The 20,018-nt window shown below is 58.5% G+C and carries 17 protein-coding genes; 2 read left to right on the forward strand and 15 right to left on the reverse strand.

All coding sequences use genetic code 11. The features are described 5' to 3' along the window. Nucleotides 1–164 precede the first annotated feature (164 nt). The 5 genes from BUA15_RS09740 to BUA15_RS09760 are packed head-to-tail and all read right to left on the reverse strand — an operon-like array spanning nucleotide 165 to nucleotide 8,911. Nucleotides 165–2,669 (reverse strand): acyl-CoA dehydrogenase, encoded by a 2,505-nt coding sequence (locus BUA15_RS09740; RefSeq protein WP_072715805.1) that lies wholly within the window; start codon nucleotides 2,667–2,669, stop codon nucleotides 165–167. 33 nt (nucleotides 2,670–2,702) lie between these two features. Next, nucleotides 2,703–3,890 (reverse strand): thiolase family protein, encoded by a 1,188-nt coding sequence (locus BUA15_RS09745; RefSeq protein ID WP_072715806.1) that lies wholly within the window; start codon nucleotides 3,888–3,890, stop codon nucleotides 2,703–2,705. A gap of 28 nt (nucleotides 3,891–3,918) precedes the next feature. Beyond that, nucleotides 3,919–6,330, reverse strand: coding sequence for a 3-hydroxyacyl-CoA dehydrogenase/enoyl-CoA hydratase family protein (locus BUA15_RS09750; RefSeq protein WP_072715807.1), 2,412 nt, complete (start codon nucleotides 6,328–6,330; stop codon nucleotides 3,919–3,921). A 22-nt stretch (nucleotides 6,331–6,352) separates the two neighbouring features. After that, nucleotides 6,353–8,251, reverse strand: a complete 1,899-nt coding sequence (locus BUA15_RS09755) for an AMP-dependent synthetase/ligase (protein ID WP_072715808.1) — start codon at nucleotides 8,249–8,251, stop codon at nucleotides 6,353–6,355. A 36-nt stretch (nucleotides 8,252–8,287) separates the two neighbouring features. Continuing rightward, nucleotides 8,288–8,911 (reverse strand): TetR/AcrR family transcriptional regulator, encoded by a 624-nt coding sequence (locus tag BUA15_RS09760; protein WP_072715809.1) that lies wholly within the window; start codon nucleotides 8,909–8,911, stop codon nucleotides 8,288–8,290. Nucleotides 8,912–8,951: 40 nt separating this feature from the next. On the opposite strand from BUA15_RS09760, the gene BUA15_RS09765 reads away from it, so the two are divergent. Further along, the gene (locus tag BUA15_RS09765; RefSeq protein WP_143149599.1) at nucleotides 8,952–9,413 is read left to right on the forward strand and encodes a hypothetical protein; all 462 of its coding nucleotides are present in this window, start codon (nucleotides 8,952–8,954) and stop codon (nucleotides 9,411–9,413) included. A 93-nt stretch (nucleotides 9,414–9,506) separates the two neighbouring features. On the opposite strand, the gene BUA15_RS09770 is transcribed toward BUA15_RS09765, so the two are convergent. Continuing rightward, nucleotides 9,507–10,406, reverse strand: coding sequence for a DUF4097 family beta strand repeat-containing protein (locus BUA15_RS09770; RefSeq protein ID WP_245772005.1), 900 nt, complete (start codon nucleotides 10,404–10,406; stop codon nucleotides 9,507–9,509). Between the two features lie 218 nt (nucleotides 10,407–10,624). Between BUA15_RS09770 and BUA15_RS09775 the strand changes: the two genes are divergently transcribed. Next, nucleotides 10,625–11,401, forward strand: a complete 777-nt coding sequence (locus BUA15_RS09775) for a T9SS type A sorting domain-containing protein (protein WP_072715812.1) — start codon at nucleotides 10,625–10,627, stop codon at nucleotides 11,399–11,401. Here BUA15_RS09775 and BUA15_RS09780 read toward each other — a convergent pair. The 9 genes from BUA15_RS09780 to BUA15_RS09810 all read right to left on the reverse strand — a co-directional run bounded on the left by BUA15_RS09780 (nucleotide 11,389) and on the right by BUA15_RS09810 (nucleotide 20,008). Then, entirely contained in the window at nucleotides 11,389–11,691 is a 303-nt protein-coding gene (locus BUA15_RS09780; RefSeq protein WP_072715897.1) for a lasso peptide biosynthesis PqqD family chaperone, read from the reverse strand. The genes BUA15_RS09775 and BUA15_RS09780 overlap by 13 nt on opposite strands. A 50-nt stretch (nucleotides 11,692–11,741) precedes the next feature. Continuing rightward, a complete protein-coding gene (locus BUA15_RS09785) occupies nucleotides 11,742–13,628 on the reverse strand; it encodes an ABC transporter ATP-binding protein (RefSeq protein WP_072715813.1) in 1,887 nt (628 codons plus the stop codon). A gap of 79 nt (nucleotides 13,629–13,707) precedes the next feature. Next, complete coding sequence (locus BUA15_RS09790) at nucleotides 13,708–13,923, reverse strand: hypothetical protein (protein WP_072715814.1); 216 nt, start codon at nucleotides 13,921–13,923, stop codon at nucleotides 13,708–13,710. 184 nt (nucleotides 13,924–14,107) lie between these two features. Next, nucleotides 14,108–14,266, reverse strand: coding sequence for a lasso peptide (locus BUA15_RS13645; RefSeq protein ID WP_143149600.1), 159 nt, complete (start codon nucleotides 14,264–14,266; stop codon nucleotides 14,108–14,110). A 67-nt stretch (nucleotides 14,267–14,333) separates the two neighbouring features. Next, a complete protein-coding gene (locus BUA15_RS14055) occupies nucleotides 14,334–14,492 on the reverse strand; it encodes a lasso peptide (protein ID WP_143149601.1) in 159 nt (52 codons plus the stop codon). 107 nt (nucleotides 14,493–14,599) lie between these two features. Next, nucleotides 14,600–16,636 carry a lasso peptide isopeptide bond-forming cyclase gene (locus BUA15_RS09795; RefSeq protein ID WP_072715815.1) on the reverse strand — a complete coding sequence of 679 codons (2,037 nt, stop codon included), beginning with the start codon at nucleotides 16,634–16,636 and terminating at the stop codon, nucleotides 14,600–14,602. Next, nucleotides 16,633–17,595, reverse strand: a complete 963-nt coding sequence (locus BUA15_RS09800; RefSeq protein WP_072715816.1) for a hypothetical protein — start codon at nucleotides 17,593–17,595, stop codon at nucleotides 16,633–16,635. The genes BUA15_RS09795 and BUA15_RS09800 overlap by 4 nt, the downstream gene beginning before the upstream one ends. A gap of 54 nt (nucleotides 17,596–17,649) precedes the next feature. Beyond that, complete coding sequence (locus BUA15_RS09805) at nucleotides 17,650–18,807, reverse strand: endonuclease/exonuclease/phosphatase family protein (RefSeq protein ID WP_072715817.1); 1,158 nt, start codon at nucleotides 18,805–18,807, stop codon at nucleotides 17,650–17,652. A 7-nt stretch (nucleotides 18,808–18,814) separates the two neighbouring features. After that, entirely contained in the window at nucleotides 18,815–20,008 is a 1,194-nt protein-coding gene (locus BUA15_RS09810) for an SAF domain-containing protein (protein WP_143149602.1), read from the reverse strand. Nucleotides 20,009–20,018: the final 10 nt, after the last annotated feature.

The following is a 20,018-nucleotide window of genomic DNA, read 5'->3' on the forward strand; positions in this document are numbered from 1 at the left end:
ATCAGGCTGCTTCCATACATAAAACCGCCCGGCTTATTAAGACCGGGCGGGCAGTCTCACGCCTACCGGAAGGCAACGTTCCGGCAGGAGTTGCGCCGAAGTTTAAACAGGAAAAAGGGGAACCGGCTGTTTGGCCGATTCCCCTTGTGTTGTGGGTGCTGTTGCTACGATGGTGTTGTTACCGCTTCATGGCTACCATCTCCGGCGGGTTCAATCCCGGCCGGTGGCGCATTGTAGTAGCGCTGGTATTCTTCAAGCGTGAAGGCATCGACCTGGATAGCATCCCAGCGGGCGGCTTCGGCTTCCTGAATGATGCGGGCTTCTTCGGCGGTGAGGATGCCTTTTTCGACGGCCTGTCGCACCATCTGCTCCGGCCGCGCTTTGGTGAGCTCGCCACGCTTGAGCGCGGCATAAACTTTCTTGAGTAGCTCGTCTTCCTGGTAGGCCAACTGGAAAGCCCGCTCCAGGCGACCGAGCGCTTCGTTGGGATCGGAGGGCACGTACATACCCGCCGTCATCCGCTCGCGCTGCTCACCTGGCGTCAGCATGCGCTGCACGACCCGGTGCCCTAGCGCATCCGAGGGCGGCGTGCTCAGCCGGTTCAGGCGCGACCACCAGGCGGCCGGTCCGCGCAGGAACCAGGTCAGCCCCGGGATGCGCAGGTTGTCGAAGAGGCCATCAAAGGCTTGCTGCATACGGGCAAACGCATACTGCATTGCCCAGTCGAAGAACGGCCGATCTTCTTCGCGGCGTCCTTCGGCCTCAAAGCGTCGCATGGTGGCGGCTGCCAGGTACATCCACGAAAAGATGTCGGCAAACCGCCCGGTGAGTTTTTCCTTGCGCTTCAGGTTACCTCCCAGGGAGGCCATAGCCAGGTCAGCCAGGAACGCAAAGGTGGCCGATGCCCAGGCCAGTTTCCGAGCATAGCGAGCTGCCGGTCCCGAAACGCCTGTCCGTGCCAGGCGCCCGCGCGACAGGCTCAGCAGCAGGGCGCGGGCTCCATTGCGGATGACCAGCCCGACATGCTTCCAGAAGGCCTGATCAAATGCTTTTACGTCGCCCTGCTCCAGCGCCGAGATCTCTTTGTAGGCATAGGGGTGGCAGCGAATAGCCCCCTGCCCAAAGATCATCAGCGTACGGGTCAGGATGTTGGCGCCTTCGACGGTAATTCCGATCGGCGTGGCGATGTAGCCGTGGGCCAGCAGGTTGCGCGGTCCGCGCGAGATTCCATTACCGCCCAGAATGTCCATGCCATCGTTGATAGCCTGCCGCGCCAGCTCGGTTGTGTTGTATTTCATAATGGCCGAGACCACCGCCGGTTTGGCCCCCCGATCCAGCCCGCCGCAGGTGTAGACGCGGCTGGCTTCGATCAGGTAGTTAAAGCCTCCGATGCGCGCCAACGGTTCTTCAATGCCTTCAAATACGCCAATAGGCAGGCCAAACTGGCGACGCACCTTGGCGTGAGCCGAAGTGACGCGATAGATCAGCTTCACCCCTCCTGCCGACGAGGCGGGCAGCGAAATGCCTCGGCCGGCTGCCAGCGACTCCATGAGCATACGCCAACCTTTGCCGGCCCACTCCGGCCCTCCAATGATCGCGTCGATGGGCACCACCACATCGTGTCCCTCTACCGGACAGTTATAGAAGGGCACGCCCAGCGGATCATGCCGCATGCCCAGCTTCACCCCCGGTGTATTGGTCGGGATCAGCGCACAGGTAATGCCGACGTCTTCTCCCTTCCCCAGCAGATTTTCGGGATCGCGGAGTTTGAAAGCCAGCCCCAGCACTGTGGCGATAGCTGCCAGCGTGATGTAGCGTTTCTGGAAGTTCAGGCGAATGTATAGCTTCCCGTCTTCACCCCGAAACACAACGCCGCTGGCCTGAATGGCTCCTGCATCAGATCCAGCGCCCGGTTCGGTCAATGCAAAGGCAGGGATTTCCTCACCCCGGGCCAGGCGGGGCAGGTAATAGTCGCGCTGGGCCTGCGTTCCATAGTGAATGAGCAGCTCTGCTGGCCCCAGCGAGTTGGGCACCATTACAGTGGTAGCCAGCGGACCGCAGCGCGAGGCGAGCTTCTGCACGATGGCGCTGTTAGCCAGTGCCGAGAAGCCCAATCCGCCGTACTCTTTCGGAATAATGATGCCCAGGAAACCTTTTTCCCGGATAAATTGCCATACTTCCGGGGGCAGGTCGCGTCGGCGCCAGACTTCCCAGTCATCCACCATCCGGCAGAGTTCCTCGACGGGCCCCTCCAGGAAGGCCCGCTCTTCTTCAGTGAGCGACGGATAGTTCGTCTCGCGAAGGAGTCGGTGGAAGTTGGGCTTTCCGGCGAACAGCTCGCCTTCGACCCAGACAGTGCCTGCTTCGATAGCCGTGCGCTCCGTGTCCGAGATTTTGGGCAGGAAGCCAGAGGCGCGCATCAGGCTCATGAGCGGTTTCGAGACGAGCGTCTGCCGCAGGGGTTTCAGGTTAAAAATGACGGCCAGCACGCCAAAAACCGCCCAGAGCCATCCGGGAGCTCCTACGCCATATAGCACAAGAGCCGTTGCCAGTGTCCACAGCGCCAGCGGCGCGCCCGTAAAGGCTAAGACCAGCGCTACCACGAGCACGCCCAGAACGATCCAGCCAGCACCTACGGCTTCCAGAAAGTGATAGAACGGCAGGTTCATGATCCCCTCCCTGTATGGTTGGCGGTTGCTGCCTTAGCGTTGCAGATTTTCGATAATACCGGCTGCGCCCATGCCGCCGCCTACGCACATGGTGCAGAGCCCATAACGTCCGCCCCGTCGCCGCAGCTCGTAGAGCAGCGTAGCGGTTAACTTGGCGCCAGTACAGCCAAGCGGGTGGCCCAGCGCAATAGCCCCTCCGTTTACGTTTACCTTATCCTCGTCAAGCCCCACTTCGCGAATGACGGCCAGTGCCTGGGCAGCAAATGCTTCATTTAGCTCGATAAGGTCGATATCGTCAAGCGTTAGTCCGGTCTGCTTGAGCACCTTACGGATGGCTTCGACCGGCCCAATGCCCATGATTTCAGGCGGCGCGCCAGCCAGCGCAAACCCGATAAGCCGTCCCATTGGCTCAACCCCCAGCTCCTGCACCATGCGCTCGCTCATCACCACGGCTGCGGCCGCTCCATCCGATTTCTGCGAGGCATTGCCGGCCGTAACTGTACCGTTTTGCTTGAAGACCGGCCGTAGCGTGGCCAGCACTTCGAGGCTCGTGTCGCGGCGGGGTCCTTCGTCCACGCGGAAATCTTTCTCAACGGTACGGGTCTGGCCGTTCTCGTAAACCACTTCGCGCACCGTAACGGGCACAATTTCTTCGTCGAATTTACCTCCATCGATGGCCTCGATGGCCCGCTGATGCGAACGCAGCGCAAACCGGTCGGCTTCTTCGCGGGTAATGCCGTAGCGTTCGGCCACGTTCTCAGCGGTCAATCCCATCGACAGGTATACGTCGATATCCTGCTCCACCAGCTCCGGATCGGGCTGGAAGAAGAAGCCGGTCATAGGTACCTGGCTCATCGATTCGGTACCACCGGCTACGATCACGTCGGCGTGTCCGGCGATGATGGCCTGCGTGGCCATAGCAATGGTTTGCAGTCCCGAAGAGCAGAAGCGGTTCACCGTAGCGCCGGGCACACTGTCGGGCAGGCCGGCTTTTTGCGCAACAATCCGGCCTATGTTCATCCCCTGCGGCCCTTCGGGAAAAGCACACCCCATGATGACGTCATCGATTAGCTCGGGCTCCAGCCCTTTTACCCGCTGAACGGCTTCGCGCACGACAATAGCGCCTAGCTCTTCGGGGCGTACGTTGCGCAGCGATCCTTTGTCGGCCTTGCCGACGGCCGTGCGCACAATGCTGACGATATAGGCTCCGTTAGCCTGCATGGCAGTTGTCTTCTTCGGTTTTGAGGGTTCAGTTACGCAGTGGTTTGTTGGTTTGCAGCAGGTGCATGATGCGCTCCTGCGTCTTGGGCTGGCCCAGCAAGTGCAAGAAGACCTCGCGTTCCAGGGCCAACAGATAGTCCTCCGAAACTTCCTGGGGATAGGTCAGCGCTCCTCCCGTCATCACGTAGGCGAGCTTCGAAGCCAGATACTGATCATATTCGGTAATGAAGCCGCCTTTCCGGTACTGGTCCACCCCGACCATGAGCGCGGCATAGCCGGGCTTGCCCAGTACCTTGACGCGCGTGGGTTTGGAAGGCGGCAGGTAGCCCTGCTCAGAAAGCCGCAGCACCTCCTGTTTGGCTACATAGAGCCGGCGGTCTTCGTGCATGACAATGCGGGCGTGCGGCGGTAGAAAGCCCATCGCCTGAGCCTGCCGCGCGCTGGTGGCTACCTGCGCCATGGCAATGGTCTCAAAGTACTTCTGAATCCATGGCAGAATCTCACTGGGATGGCCGTGAGGCGCCTGTTCGGCCGCTTTCACCACAAGCCGCGTTGTACCCGTACCGGCAGGAATCAGGCCAACGCCTAGCTCGACCAATCCCATATAGCTTTCGGCCGCAGCGACGGGATAGGGACAGGCCATCGCCATTTCGCAACCTCCTCCGAGGGCGCGCTGGTGCACCGCCACGACGATTGGCTTGGAAGCGTAGCGAATGCGCTGCATGACCTCCTGGAATTTTTCCAGGAAGGTCTCCAGCATCTTGAACTCCTGCTGGGCTACGGCCATGACAGCCTCGCCCAGATTGGCTCCTACGGAGAAATGTCGCCCCTCATTGCCAATAACCATCCCCCGGATGTTCGGATCGTTCTCAACGCGATCAATGACCTCCAACAGGCCTTCCATTACCCATTGGCCCAGCGCATTCGCCTTCGAGCGAAACTCGTAGAGCACCACGCCATCCCCCAGGTCGAGCAGGGCGGCTTCTGCATTCTGCCAGAGCGTACGTTTTGCGTCGGCCTTAATTACAGCCAGCCGGATTTCGTCGGTTGGTACGGGATCGTCTACATAGCGGCCTTCCAGGGGATGATAGACCTGCGCGCGTCCATTTTCCTGCCGGTAGAAAGAAGTTGCCCCCTTCTTGGGCATTTCCTCGACCCAGGCAGGCAGCGCATAGCCCAGCTTCTGGCAGCCTTCTACCACCTGCTCAAATCCCAGCGCATCCCAGATCTCGAAGGGTCCTAGCTCCCATCCAAACCCCCAGCGAATGGCGCGATCCACATTGGCAGGATTATCTGTGATTTCCGGGATGCGTCGGGCGGCATAGGCTAAGAGGTCCAGCGTGGTTGTACGGAAAAATTCGCCGGCCCGTCCCTCATCGGCAAAAAGCGCCCGCAGCCGCTCCCGCAGGTCAGGAATGGATTTGATCCGGTCGAGATCGCCCAGGTCGAGCGGCCGAGGCGGCTCATACTGCCCTGTTGCAGGGTTAATGGACTTGATAACGCCGTCTTCTTTTTTATAGAAGCCTGCCCGGGTCTTTTGCCCGAGCGCTCCTTTCTCGACGAGCATCTCCAGAACCTTGGGCGGCCGAAAGGCCTCCCGGCTTTCGTCCTGTGTGGCCTTCTCATACAGGTTGCGAGCCACGTCGAGCATCACATCCAGCCCCACCACATCGGCTGTGCGAAAAGTAGCCGACTTGGGACGCCCCACAAGGGTGCCCGTAAGCGTATCAATTTCTTCAATGGTGTAGCGTCCCTGCTCAAGCAGGGCGATCACCCGCATCATGCCGTAGATTCCGATGCGGTTACCGATGAAGTAGGGCACATCATTCGCCACAACGATCCCTTTCCCCAGATAAAAGCGACCGAACCAGGCCACCCGGGCCAGCACGTCCGGATCGGTATCGGCCGTGGGAATCAGCTCAAGCAGCTTCAAATAGCGCGGTGGATTAAAAAAGTGCGTGCCCAGAAAACGCCGCCGAAATGCCTCCGACCGTCCTTCGGCAATTTCGCGAATGGGCAGCCCGCTGGTATTCGTGGAAATGACTGCGTCCTCCCGGGCAACGCTTTCTACCCGGGCCATCACCTGGCGTTTGATGTCCAGCCGTTCGACCACCGCTTCGATAATCCAGTCAGCCTCACCCACCCGCTCAAAATGCTCGTCGAAGTTCCCCAGCGTGACGCGTCGCTTGGCCGCTTCGTCGAAGAACGGGTCGGGCTTCATTTTAAGTGCTTTCTTGAATTGCTGCTCGACGATCGCATTTTTGGGTCCTTCACTGGGAGCGATGTCAAGCAGCACCACTTCAACACCGGCATTGGCCAGATGGGCAGCAATTTGCGCGCCCATGGTACCGGCGCCCAGCACAGCCGCTTTGCGGAACGGCCGGAAGTGCCAGGGCCGCAGCTCCAGCAGGTTCTGGGGAGTTACCGTAGTCGTCTCCATGATCCATCTGCGTTGTTTTTATTCAGGATTCGAAGGTTTTCGCTGCATGCGTTTCAGTCTCAGTCGTCGTGCCTTCATAAAGCGCCCGGATCTGGGCCTCATAGCGCTTGTAAAGCACCGAACGGCGCACTTTGAGGGTAGGCGTCAACGTCCCTCCCGCAATAGAGAGCTGCTCCGGCACCAGCAGAAAGCGTTTGATGGTAGCCCAGGGATCCATGCCCTCGTTGGCATGATCCACAATCTGCTGGTAGGCCTCCAGAATTTTGGGCTCGCGCACCAATGTCTCGAGCGGCTGGTTCGCGTTGAGCCCCAAGCGGGCGGCTAACCGCCGCAGCGCGTCTTCATCGGGAAAAATGAGCGCGGCCGTAAACTTGTATCCTGGTCCCACCACAAGCGCCTGATCAATAAGCGGATCGGCCGTCAGCCGCTGCTCTAACGGCTGCGGCATCACATATTTGCCCGTCGACAGCTTGAACAGATCCTTCTTGCGATCCGTAATGACCAGAAAGCCTTCTTCGGTGAAATAGCCGATATCGCCTGTGTGGAACCATCCCTCCTCATCGATGACCTCCCGCGTGCGCTCTGGATCTTTGTAGTAGCCCTGCATAACATGCGGGCCGCGCGTGAGAATCTCGCCGTCTTCCGCGATCTTTACCTCCACCCCGGGGATAGGGACTCCCACCGTACCCGCCCGATTTAGCTCAAGCCGGTTATACGTGATAACCGGGCTTGTCTCGGTCAATCCATAGCCTTGCAGAATCGGGATCTGGGCAGCCCCGAAAATATTGGCCAGTTCAGCCGAAAGGGCCGCGCCCCCTGCGATAATGAAGGCTATCCGCCCCCCCATCGCCTCGCGCCACTTGCGATAGACCAGCCGGTCGGCTACTGCTAGCTGCAACCGGTAGAGCCCCCGCGGCTTGCGCCCCAGCTCGTAGCGCCGGGCCAGCTCTAAAGCCCACCGAAAAATCTGCCCCTTCATCCCCGGCATTGTAGCTGCCCGCTCGACCAGCGCCCCGTAGATCTTCTCAAGGGCGCGGGGCACCGTGGCAAAGGCAGTCGGTCGGACCTGCTGCAGCGCCTCTCGCAACGCATCAGGCGTTGTAAAATAGACGCTGGTGGCGTGGTACAGGTAGCCGTAAAAAAGCGTCCGTGCAAAAACGTGCGTCAGTGGCAGAAAGGATAGCGCTACTTCGCCGTCTGGCCCGGAGCGGTAGTTTTTGATACCGCTAAAGGCTGTCAGCGCATTGAACGAAATGTTTTCATGGGAAAGCATTACGCCCTTGGGGCGTCCCGTCGTGCCACTCGTATAAATGATCGTGGCCAGGTCACCGGGCTGAATTTGAGCCCGCAGCCGCGCAATGGCTTCCGGATCGGCAGCGCGACGACGGCGCCCTTCCGCTATCAATTGCGTAAATGTATATAGCGGTCGTCCCACAACCCGGTCCCTCTTTACGCCAGAAGCATCGGCTACCACGACGGCCTGCACGCCGGGCAAATCATGCAACAGCGGGATCATGCGGCCGAGCAGCTCCTGATTAGAAACGACAAGCGCCCGCGCCTCGGCGTGCTCAATCACGTAATGGATGGCCTCTGGCGCATGCGTCAGGTAGATCGGTACGTCAACCAAACCGCCGATCAGGCAGGCCATGTCGGCCAGGCAGAAGTGCGCATCACTTTCCATGTAGAACGCTACGTGCGCACCCCGCTCCAGCCCCACAGCATGAAGCCCTAACGCCAGCGCCTCTGCTTGCTCCGCAAAGTCATGCAGCGAGATGGGCTCCCAGCGGCCCGGTCCCACTGGCTGATTGAGAAAAGCCGGATTTTTATAGCGCGCCAGCGCTTCGTAAAGCACGTCCGGCAATGTCTTGCCGCGTACCGGTATGCCTGTAGCTGGTGGTGCCGTGTAGATGCGTTCGGCCATACGACCTCTCTTTTGAAAGAGCGCTTTCTGCTCGCGTTATTTTGAAGCTGGCTGCAATGATGCGTCGGGCGCCAGCACCCCGCGCAGCAGCGTCCGAATGGTTGTGTCGATAAAGGCCTCCGGATCGATCCGAATGTCCACGCGTCGGGCCAGCAGCAAGGCCACCGCACCATGCAAAGCCGCCCACGCAGCACTGGCCATCACGCGCGGGTTTTCTACCACAAACACGCCCTGCCGGCGACCTTCTTCCAGAGCCTGAATCGAAAGCTCTAAACAACGACGGGCCCGGCGATACTTCTCTGGAGGATACCGCTCCATGCGCTCCGGATGCAGCATAAACATGATTTCGTAATACTCAGGATTGCGGCGTCCGAAAGCCACATAACGCCGCCAGAGCGCTTCCAGCCGGACTACCGGATCGGCGTGGCGAGCTGCCTCCTCGCGCAACTCTTCATACAACAATCCAAACCCCTCATCAATCAACGTGTGCACCAGCGCGTCTTTGTTCTGAAAGTACAGGTAGATCGCCGTCGGGCTACAACCAATCTCTCGCGCAATCTTTCGCATAGACAGGCTGGCGTAGCCCTCCGCGACCAGAAGATAGCGCGTCGCATCTAAAATACGCCGACGCAGCGTCCCATCCGATCCGGACTCCGTCATAGCACCAGGCGCTGGTTAACGGTGTTAAGTTAAACAAAACATGTATTCGATGTCAAGTATTTTCGAATCGAAAGTGCTTCTGCAAAAAAAAGAGCGGAAAACGCTCTTAATCCGCCATGCTTACCAAAAAGGAACAACAAAACCGTCCCGCCCGCAATACCTGATTGAAGGGATGAGTACAGCTTCAGTCTCTTGCCCGGGCAAAGCTGCCTGCAAAGCGCTGGCAGCTTTGCCCGAGCGTCGGCTGGTGCTTCCGCGCCCCCTTCTGTTTGACAGCAAGCAGGAAAGGGCTTCCCTATTCATTTCTCCGGATACTCCTTTCGACAGAAGAGTAGCACGCCTCGCCATTGCCCAGGTGATGCGCCAGCTCTTTCGGAGCGGAAATAGCTATTCGCACCGCTCCAAGCAGCGCGTCAACGTAAGCAAGGCGGCTCAGGCGCGCGGATGCCTCGGGCTGCGCACCGCTCGTCCCTACAGCCGGAGCGCTTCCCCGGTACGTTGAGCTGCTCTCTGGCCAGAAAAGCAGCTTTTTGCGCTTGTCCCTGCTCAGCGGCGATTGTTATGCAGTCTACAAGCAGCAGGCAACGTTCGTTACTTATAGCCAGCGGATGGAGACGTTTCCCAGACCCGCCTCCAGGCGCAGCGTAGGTCCTCCTCCATTGATGGTGCCCCGCGCCTCGGCGCTCATCCAGTCGCGATCAACGCGTACCTTGAAGTCGGTGCTGACTGACCCAATTCCTGTAGATGCGTCTAATTCAAAGCCGGCATTTGCCGGGACAAAAACGGTTACGTTGCCAGCACCAGACTCGAAGCGACTGTCTGCTTCGGGCGGTGCCACAAATTCTGCCGTAATATTGCCCGCTCCGGTCTCTACCTCGGCGCTTCCCTGCAATCCTTTTACCGTGATGTTGCCCGCTCCCGTTTCGGCCTCTAAATGTCCCATCAGTTCTGTGACCTCTACATTACCGGCCCCGGTGCTAATCTGGACCGTCCCCTGCAGGTTGCGCAGCCGGACATTCCCGGCCCCGGTTTCGCCTTCAATTCTGCCCGCCAATCCCCTAATTTCTACGTTGCCTGCTCCGGTTGAAAACGTTACGTTGAACTGCTGAGGAACCCGAATGCGCATTTCCACGCGGATGCGCGAGCGCTTGCGTTTCCAGAAATGCCAGCTATCTGCTTCGAAAAGTTGTGACTTGATGTAGACTGTCTCGCCCTCTTGCTTAAACGTGAGCTGATGCTCCTCCAGCAGCCGTTTAGCCTCTTCCCGACGCTCGGTCTGCAACGTCCGGATCACCTCTACATAAATGGCTGATTCCCTGGTGGTTGTGATCTCCAGATGTCCTCGATCCATCTTCAGCTCCAGATATCCCCCCGGGGCAACCTTAAAGGCGCGCTTCACCACGTCCGTGATCTCTACCAGTCCATCGGCCTGGACAGGCACGCTCCCTAACAGCAGGCTTCCCACCAGCAACCAGCTTAACCGATACATTCTCATGGTACAGTTGACTTCGCCTGGTGCGACACGATAGGCTACGGCAAAATGTTGAGTAAGTTACAGACAACGCTTCGTTTTTACCTAACGGGTTTCGCATTCACCCCACCTGGTAGGCACGCAGTGGCCTCCACAGCTCATCTGTGCCTTTTTCTTCACCCGGCATTCTGGTTGGATAGGATGGGGGTGCTTCGCACGCTCACAACAGATCGGTCGGGATTATGGGCTGGAAGTGGATACGCTGGACGCTGACGTTTTCGTTTTTCTTTGCGCCTTCCCTCAAAGCCCAGCAGTTTTTCACCGACTGCGTCAGGGACACCGATAACAACGCTACCTTGACGGTACCGCTTGACACGCCGCCCCTGCTTAATGGCAAGCCTATCTCGCCGGGTAGTGAACTAGCTGCTTATACGCCCGAGGGTATCTGTGCAGGGGTGGCTGTATGGGATGGACAGCAGCCGCTGGTGCTGACGCTCTGGGGCGACGACCCGCTGATCACTCCCGAAACGAAGGAAGGCTTTGCGCCGGGAGATACCATTCTGCTTCATTTATGGGAGCGGAGTCTGGGGGAGCACGTCGGTCCTGACAATGGTCGATTTGAGGTGCGCTACGCTTCGGGCAATGTGTTCCTGGACAGTGGGCGTTATCAACCCAATGCCCTGTACAAAGTAGCCCGTCTGGTAATCGTGCCAGAGCGTGCCACCTCCGTAGATCCTGTAACCGAACAACGGCCAGCAATTACGCGGCTACGTGCCGCCTATCCCAATCCCTTCCAAGCGCACACCACGCTCCAGGTCGAATTGTCGGAAGCCACGCGCGCTCGACTGGTGGTATACAACCTGATGGGGCAGGAAGTGGCTCATTTGCTTGACGCGTTGTTACCGCCCGGTGTTTATCAGTACGTCTGGCGACCTGAAGGCTTACCGGCCGGGCTGTATGTCGTTCGGTTGGAAGCAGGGCCTCACCGCTATCAGCAGGTTGTTGTTTATATCCCCTGATCGTCGCGCGTTTCGATCAGTCCTTGCGCCTGCAAATCGCGCATAAGGGCCAAGACGTCTTCAGCGCACTGCTCGAAGGTCACCTCATATTCTTCAAGCAGCACCTCGCATACCTGACGCACTGAACGCGGTTCTTGAATTAACTCCCAGATACGTGTGCCGATAGGATCCAGTCCGTAGTAGACACCATTGCGCAGGTTCAGAATAACCACTTCATCACCCAATTTCGAGGAGACCTGCTCGGGAGAGGCAACCACCACCGTTTCAAGAGTCAACACAGCACGCTCCATACGTATCTCGGTTCGGCTTAACGAAATCATCATTCCTTGTGCAGCTAAAGCTAACGTTTTTTATCGACACCAGGCAAGGAAACTTGAGGCGGTAGATCTGGAGCAGCGGATTCTCCTTCAATATGTTGGCGCATCTGCCGCCGCCAGGAAGTAGCGTAGCGGCCATTCATTGCCAGGAGTTGATGATGCGTGCCCTGCTCAACGACGCGTCCTTCGTCCATCACATAGATCAGGTCCGCCCGCATGGCTGTTGTAAATCGGTGGGTAATGATCAGCGCTGTCCGGCCGCGCACCAGCTCACCAAAACGGTCCATCCATTCGGCTTCGGTCCATGAGTCCATCGCACTAGTGGGCTCATCCAGCACAACGATAGGGGCCTGTCGATAAAAGGCACGGGCCAGGGACACGCGTTGCCATTCTCCTCCGCTGAGCTCCGCTCCTTCTTCCGAAAACCATTTACCCAGGGGCGTGTCATATCCATAGGGCAGCTTACGGGCGATCTCGTCCACCATAGCGCTGCGCGCTGCCTGTTCGATGGCGTCTCGGGTGGGCGGCACTTTGAGATCGCCCAGTGTGATGTTACGGGCAAGCGTATCCTGATAGGGTACCGGAAACTGGAACAGCACGGTTATCGCGTCGAGCAGCTCGCGTCGGCGGAAGCGTCGCAGGTCGATGCCATCAATCGTGACCCGCCCTTCATCTGGGTCATAGAATCGGCACAATAGCTTGATTAGCGTGCTTTTGCCAGCGCCATTGGCGCCAACGATGGCGACGGTCTTGCCTGCTGGAATGAACAGATTGAGTTGCTGCAGAACAGGTCGGTTGCTGCCCGGATAGCGAAACGTGACGTTTTCAAAACGAATCCCCTCCCGAAGGTGGCGGGGTACTGGTACAGGGTTTTCGGGGTCGGGCAAGCCTGTTGGAATTTCCAGGAACGTAAATAGGTGCTCCAGAAAAAGCGTGTTCGCGTACATCTGTCCGGCGCTGCTGAGCAGCGCTCGCATCAGTCCCTGCCCCTGGTTGAACGCCTGGTAGAAGAGGGCCAGGTCGCCCAGTGAGGCCAGCCCGCGCAGCGCTCGTCCGACCATCCAGATCATGACAAGGGCGGTGGCCACCAATCCGACAAGGCCGGCTCCCAGACTGGCCCAGGCCTGCCGGCGCATCAGGTCCAGACGCCCCTGTCGCAATCGCCGCCGCACTTCCTGGTATTGCTGCCGAAAGTGATCGGACAGGTCAAACACGCGCACCTCGGGAGCAAAAAAGGCCATGGTCAGCAGGCGGTCGAAATAGCCGGCTTTGCGCTGGTCTCCCGTGTGGGCTTTCCACCAGGCGTGCTCTCGGCGGTGATGATGCACCACAACAAATAGCGCAGGAAGGGTGGTAACGAGCAACGCCAGGGGTAACCACACACTGTAGTGCATGAGAATGGCGGCAATGCTCACCAGCGTTACGCCGTTCTGCAGCAGGCTGCCCAGATTATCGAGCAGGGACAGCGAGCGGTTCGCCGCCTCGCTGTTAGCCCGCTCCAGGTGGTCGTAATAGTCCGGGTTGTCGTAGAAGGCCAGATCGACCTCGGCGGCTTTGGCATGGATCAGGCTTTTGACATGATCTAGTAAATGTTCAGCCTGGGCGGTGCGGATCCAGCCTGTCAGGCCGCTCAACCCCTGCGAAAGCAACAGCACGCCCCCCATGAGGAGGGCTGGCCACAGGACGGGCTGGACCGTCTCCCAAGAGAGCCCTCCGCCGATGGCTGCAGCCACTGCATCCACCAGGTGCTTGGTCAGGTACACCAGTGTGGCTGGCAGCACGCCTCCGACGAGCAGAAGCAGCAGCCACAGCAGCGTCCAGCGGCCCGTTGCCTCCCAGATAAGTCGTAGCGCCCGTACCAGATAGGTCGTCTTCAGACGCGCTTCCTGAAGTACCCAGCGCCACGACACGGTAACCGCTTCCGTTATGCTTCAAAAATGGATGCACATGAGACGACCAAAAGGCAGCGCAGTTTCAAGATGGCTCTGCTCAGGGGCCGCTCAGGTTATCATACGGACAGGGGTTATGGTTGTGCTGGTGTCCCCAGGGTCCTCCGCCCCAACCCCGTCCTCCTCGCTGACCCCAGCCGCCCCATGGAAGGCCCGGTGGCCGTCCCCATCCTGATCCGGTGAGTGTTTCCAAAGAACCAAACTCCTTGAGCGTGGGACGCGCCCACGACTTCTTGGGCACTACAGCGTCCGACATGGCACAACTCCATTTAGGTGAAAGAGCAGCCTTACCTAAATAAAAGATAACTCGGGTTAATGAGAGCCGCTATTCGTTTTGTCCCGCTGACTATGCGCTTTTGGCGCAATCCAGATAAGCTTTACAAAAAAGGTGCGGTGCTTTTTAACACCGCACCTTTCTCGGGAGTTACGTTGCGGCAAAGCTAGCGGCAGTCACTGAGGGAACCAGGGCCCAGATCGGCGTCATACCGTCCGCCCTGTTTGCCGTACCAGCACCCATCGGAGCTGGCCGTCACCTGCTCAGCTTTACCGTGCGTGACAAGCACCGGCTTTTGCCACGGACGTTTGAGTGTTTCACGCATGGCAGCACCTTTATGTTTAGGTGGATGGGGTCTTACAGGTACTACCGATTACGCGATCCGCGCACCCTTATCGGCAGTCACTGAGGGAACCAGGGCCCAGATCGGCGTCATACTGCCCGCCCTGTTTGCCGAACCAGCACCCATCGGAGCTGGCCGTAATCTCCTGGGGCTTTCCGTGGACAACTAAGACCGGCGCTTTCCAGGAGCGTTTGACAACGTTACGCATAGCAATACCTCCACAAAACGTTTATTGGACAGGTTTCGGGTAAAAAGATGCGGATGCTACGGGTACGAGTCATACCAGGAATGGCGGCACTTACGTGCGCTTTTGGCTCACTCAACTTTACGCCAACTTGGAAAAGCCCCAACAGCTTTCAGCCAGTGCTGTAGGATAAGACACAGGTACAACGCCATATCTACCGTTGGGTTCGTGTCCGCCTGACGTGCCTGCAGGTGATCCCATGCCTGGCGCAGTCGCACCGGCTCTACAAAGGGTTGAAGCAAAGCGCTTGAAGCAACCATCTGGGCAATGCGCGCTGCTTCAAACCGTAATAGTCCAGAAGTGAATCCATATCCAATATTCGCTTTAGACGAACGCCATTGGACCACCGGCGGTAAAATCCCCTCAAGAGCGTTGCGAAGAAGATAACGCGCCCACCCTTTCCGGAGTTTATAGCTTAGGGGCAACTGCAAGCTGAACGAGATTACGCGCCGGTCAAAAAAAGGGAATCGTTCTTCAACAGCGAGCCATCCAATGCGAGCATTTGCAAATTCAAGAACCCACTGCCATATTCCTCCCACTAACTGGGCCCAGTGCTCTTGACGGGGATGCCACGCACGCTGCCGGTTGGTTTGATGCTGAGCCAGCCATTGCTCTATCAGCGGGGATAAATGATAAGCTTCTGAAAAACGGACAAGTTTTTCTTGTTGACGCAACCGCTGATGCTCTCGCTTTCGACGCCATGCTACAGGCACCCATGGCCGCACGCCCGCCTGCATCAGAAGCTTTCTGAAAGGAATATCGAATCTACGTTGCAGATACCATCCCCCTTTCCAGAAATGCCACCACTGAAAAGAGCGAGCCCATCGCTCAAGAATTGCGCCCCCGAATTTTTGCGCAACCCGTCTCGCAGAGAGTCCTTCCACCTGAGCAAAACGTTCGACTTCCCGGGCAAACTGGTCCCACTGGCCTCGGTAAAAAAGATCAGCCAGTAGCGCCCATCCATAAGTAAGTACACTGTCGCCATCCAGGCCACTCAGTATAACTCGCACATTGTGCGTCTTCAGCGCCTGTGCTACGCCAACAGGAATATGATAATTTGTAGAGAAAAAGGGCTGACCGTAGATTGAAAGTATCTGGTCCAGATGTACCAAAGGACTGACCTGATCAGCCTGAAATACATGAGGACACAGATTAGGAAAGCGTTGAATTACAGCCTCGGCATATTTACGTTCATCAATATGCGCGCGTTGCGCTGCCGGTATCCTGTCAAAGACAGCAGTTCCCGCATGCAACACTTGCGGCCTTAGCAGATAGGCTGCCATGCTGGTAACCGATGACGAATCGAGCCCGCCACTGAGCTGGGAACCGATTGGAAACGCACTGCGGAGCCGGCAGCGAACCGCCTCCTCAAAACAGGCGCGAAACGCCTCGACGTATTCGGCCTCGGTGCGAAAGCGCAGCTCCTGCTCCAGATCAGGCTGCCAGTAGCGCCAGCGGCGCAGTCCCTGAACGTCTACCTGCAGCGCATGCCCGCCGGGAAGTCGCCGTATGGCCTGGTAAAACGTGCGTTCTTTTTCGGTATACTGTGTCTGCGCCAGGAAATGCAGAATCATTTCCTCGTCAATGTCCTGCGGTACTTCGGGCAGCAGCCGCACGGCAGGTAGAAGCGTGGCGAAAGCAAAACGGTGGCGGTCATACAGGTAGTAAAACGGCCGCACGCCCATACCGTCCCGTGCTGCAAACAGCCGTCGGGCCTGCCGGTCCCAGATGGCAAAGGCGAAGTCCCCGATCAGACGGTCCGGACAGGCAGTGCCCCAGCGTCGATAGGCTGCCAGAATCAGCTCAGCGTCTGTTATGGGCTGCGCATCCCGGGAACGAAGCTGCAGGGCTCGCAGCAGTTCGTCGCGGTTGTCGATGCGCGCATCGGCAACCAGCACCAGATCTCCTTCCGAAGCGATCAGGGGCTGCTGCTCATGCAACGACTCCGGTGTGGTATGCAGCATCCAATGGGCCAAGAACACGGAGCCTTCCTGCCAATAGCTGTGTCCATCTGGCCCACGATGCGCCAGTGTCTTCAGCGCCGGTTGCAGCGTTTCAAGCGCTATCGGCCGTCCATTAAAGTGAATTATTCCCAAAATGGCGCTCATGCACGCTCCTGCTGCATAAACGCTTCGATAGCAGCCACTACGTCAGGCAGCAATTCCAATCCTGGAGGACGCTCCAGTGCCATCACAGGCACGTAGCGCGTCAGATACCCTACCTGCTGGAGATGCCGCGCTAAAGTCCGGGTTTGCTCCAGTAACACCCGCGTGTACGTGTGCAGCAGCAGCTCAAGAAAAGCTTCCTGTCCGCTCAATGGGCGAATTTGAATGGTCTCGCCGGGACGCAACGCAAACAGAGCCGCCAGGGGCAGCGGTCGATCTACGCTCTGGGGCACGCGGGTTACCCGTTTGTCAATAGCCGGATGCACGCGGGGCAATCCATCCGGCATTGTATGCATGGCCTGCGCCAGCGCATCTGGCCAGAGCTTGAGCTGTGGATAGGAGGGCAGAACCAGTGGAGGGCCATCAGACTGCTCATCCAGCACCAGCACATCATCGGTTACCAGCTGATAGCCCCGAGCATGCAGCGCGGCGGCCATGGTCGACTTGCCGTACCCCTTTTCAGCAATAAAGGCAACGACGCGCTCTCCCATGGCCACTGCACTGGCATGCAGCACCAGGTGGCCGCGCTGATGCATCAGGATGCCCAGTCCGATACCTAGGATGAGCACCCGTAGCGTTTCGGCTGGAAGGTCTTCTGGCACGTCAAACGTAATGCGTCGTCCCTCTTCAATGCGCAATAATCCTACCTGGTCGTAGATCAGCAGCGCTTCTGATGGCGTTACGCGCAGTCGGTTCCCTACCCGCTTTAGCCCGCGGGCCAGGGGCTTGAGATTCGCCCGGTAGACGAAAATCTCTCCCGGCGCTGGCTGAGCCGCCCGTAGCTCCGGAAGAGGAATTTCGGAGCAGAGATGCAGTCCATAGATCGAATAGTGATACGGCCACTTCTGGCCTGAATCTGCTGTCCTCTCGGATGCCACTGCGGAAGACGGGTTGTTCGGCATGCAACGCTGGCTTTTACCTCAGCAAGGGAACAGGTGCCCCGCTCTTGTTGCAATTTAGTTTACCTGACTGCCTTCCGGATGCGCCGATGGCGCATCTACCGAGCAAGTTTCGGCATACGTCGGAGGGCGACGCCAGCGCAGGCGTGCAATGACAGGACGGTGATCCGAAAGCTGAACGGCCGGAACCGTTCCCTCCAGCACCTCCCATTCACGGCTGACCAATACATGATCAATGCGTACCAGCGGCCGCGCCGCCGGCCAGGTAGGCGTTGCAACACCTCCCAGACGGCCCGCTACGCGCAGACCTTGAGCCAGTTGACCGTAGAACCACTGGTCTGGCGTACTGTTGAAGTCCCCACTCAGGATAAGCGGCAACTGCTCCTGCGCAATCCATGCGCGGAGTTGCCGTACCTGCCGGGCTCGTTGCAGCATAGCCTTGCGATAGGCACCAAGCCATTGCCGCCAGGCTGCGAGGCGTTTCCAGTGGCCATTACGCAGCATTTCCCAGGGCTTGACCGGTCCGTATGACTGGAGCCGCACATTGTAGTGCACAAAGCGGCGCCCTTGCCAGCACAGCTCACTCCGAACGGCCTGATAGATGAGCCCTTCAGGGCCGCGTGCCAGCGGACGAGTCTCTTGCTGCATAACCGGCAGGCGTGTCATGGTGACCACCTCAGCAAACATGGGCCCGCGTGCGGAGTCGGGCGTCGAGAATTGATAGCCCTGCCGTTCCACTAACGGACGCAAATGGTGAATCAGTCGAACGGTGGACGTACGCTGAGGCCGAATAAAACGCCAGACGCCCACCTCCTGGAAGCTTATCACCTGCGGACGATAATGGGACGCAAAGGCCAGCAGCGTATCGCCCAGGCCCGGCTGATGCGTATCCGGTAGGTTGTAAGTCATGACCACAAGGGTATCCCCACGCGCATTTTCTGACGATACCTCGTAGAACGGAGCATGCCGCAGGCCATACAGCACCAGAGCCAGCAGTGCGCCTCCTGACCAGATCCAGCGCCGTTGCCATAGCATTAGCACAGCCCACCCTCCAAGTGCAGCGACCAGCAACGGTAGTCCCACAGCGAGTAGCTGCAACCACCAGGCTACTTCGGGAGGAATCCAGTAGGCCAGATAGGCAACCGCAAAAAGCCCCAGCAGACTTCCTCCCCCTGCATAGAAGAGCAGAGGAAGGGGCTTGCGAGCAGATGGCATGAAGCGTTTAACGCGTGGTCGTTGCGGTTACGGGCTGTTCTTCGACGGCCTTTTTCAGTCGCACCCGCTCCAGGATTTCCTGCCAGGCGCGCAGCGCCAGCGTATCGGGTAGCTCCACGTCGTCAAAGCGAATTAACTCGCCGGGTTCGATGTCGCGCGTCAGCATAGCCCCTGCCATGAGACCGATCGGGACATGATCCGGTTCGTCCAGAATGCGCACCGCCTCGCCCCGCACATCAAAGCTTCCGATTCCCCGTTCAATGCGGGTGCCTTTGGCAAGAGGGCGTTTGGCAACGGTGGCCACACTGATGCGCGGATGGCTTGTGTTGTTCAGCAGAATGCGCCGCTCGAAAAGCACGCGTCGAATGGTTTTCTGGATTTCAAGATGGCAGAGATGGAACGGGCGTAGCAGGACATAATAGGGGCCATCGCCCAGTTTGAGATACTGCAGATAGTCGCGCTGATAGTCGTCGTGTTCGGCTGCAATGAACACGCCAGCCGGCGCGCCGGGTGAGAGCACGTAGTCGCTGATCGGATGTCCGAGCCGGCGGGCGCCATCCGCTAGCGTACGCGCCCCTACTTCCACATCAGGCGACTGAATGCCCAGCATGCCACGTACGGCAATATCGGCCCCCAGTCCATTGGCTACCAGGGCTTGCTCGATCTGCACCTTGGTGCCATCGGTAAAGGCAGTCACCTGCGGAAGTGTAATCCCCTGTTTTCGGGCCCAGAAGTGCATCTCTTCAGGAGTGGGATTATGGTTCAGGTAGCGTTTGATATTGCCATAAACCAGCGGCCGGAATCCCATCTGCAGAATATCTTCGCGCAGCGCAGCCAGGCAGCCCGGCTGGTCGCCCTCCGCTTCGGTCAGCAGCCCGCGATCGACAAAGTAGGAGCCGGTCGTAATGTGAAACTCTGCATCCATGGTTACGACCGGCAGTCCGGCTTCCAGCACCCGGTTAACCACTTCCGTTGCATGAATCACATCGCCACTGCACTCGACCACCAGATCGGCATGTTCAATCAGGTCGTCCAGGCTGTTGGTAAGGAGTTCCGGTCGCGGAAAATCTGGGCGATTGCGAATGTCGGTACGCGTCAAGACGCGGGTTACGCGCAGATCCTTTACATGCTGCATCGCCATGACAAAGCCGCGGGCGATGAAGCCGCTGCCAACCACCCCGATGCGATAGGAATCTGCCATGGACATTCAC

This window comes from Rhodothermus profundi (assembly GCF_900142415.1).
GTDB classification, from domain to species: Bacteria; Bacteroidota; Rhodothermia; order Rhodothermales; family Rhodothermaceae; genus Rhodothermus; species Rhodothermus profundi.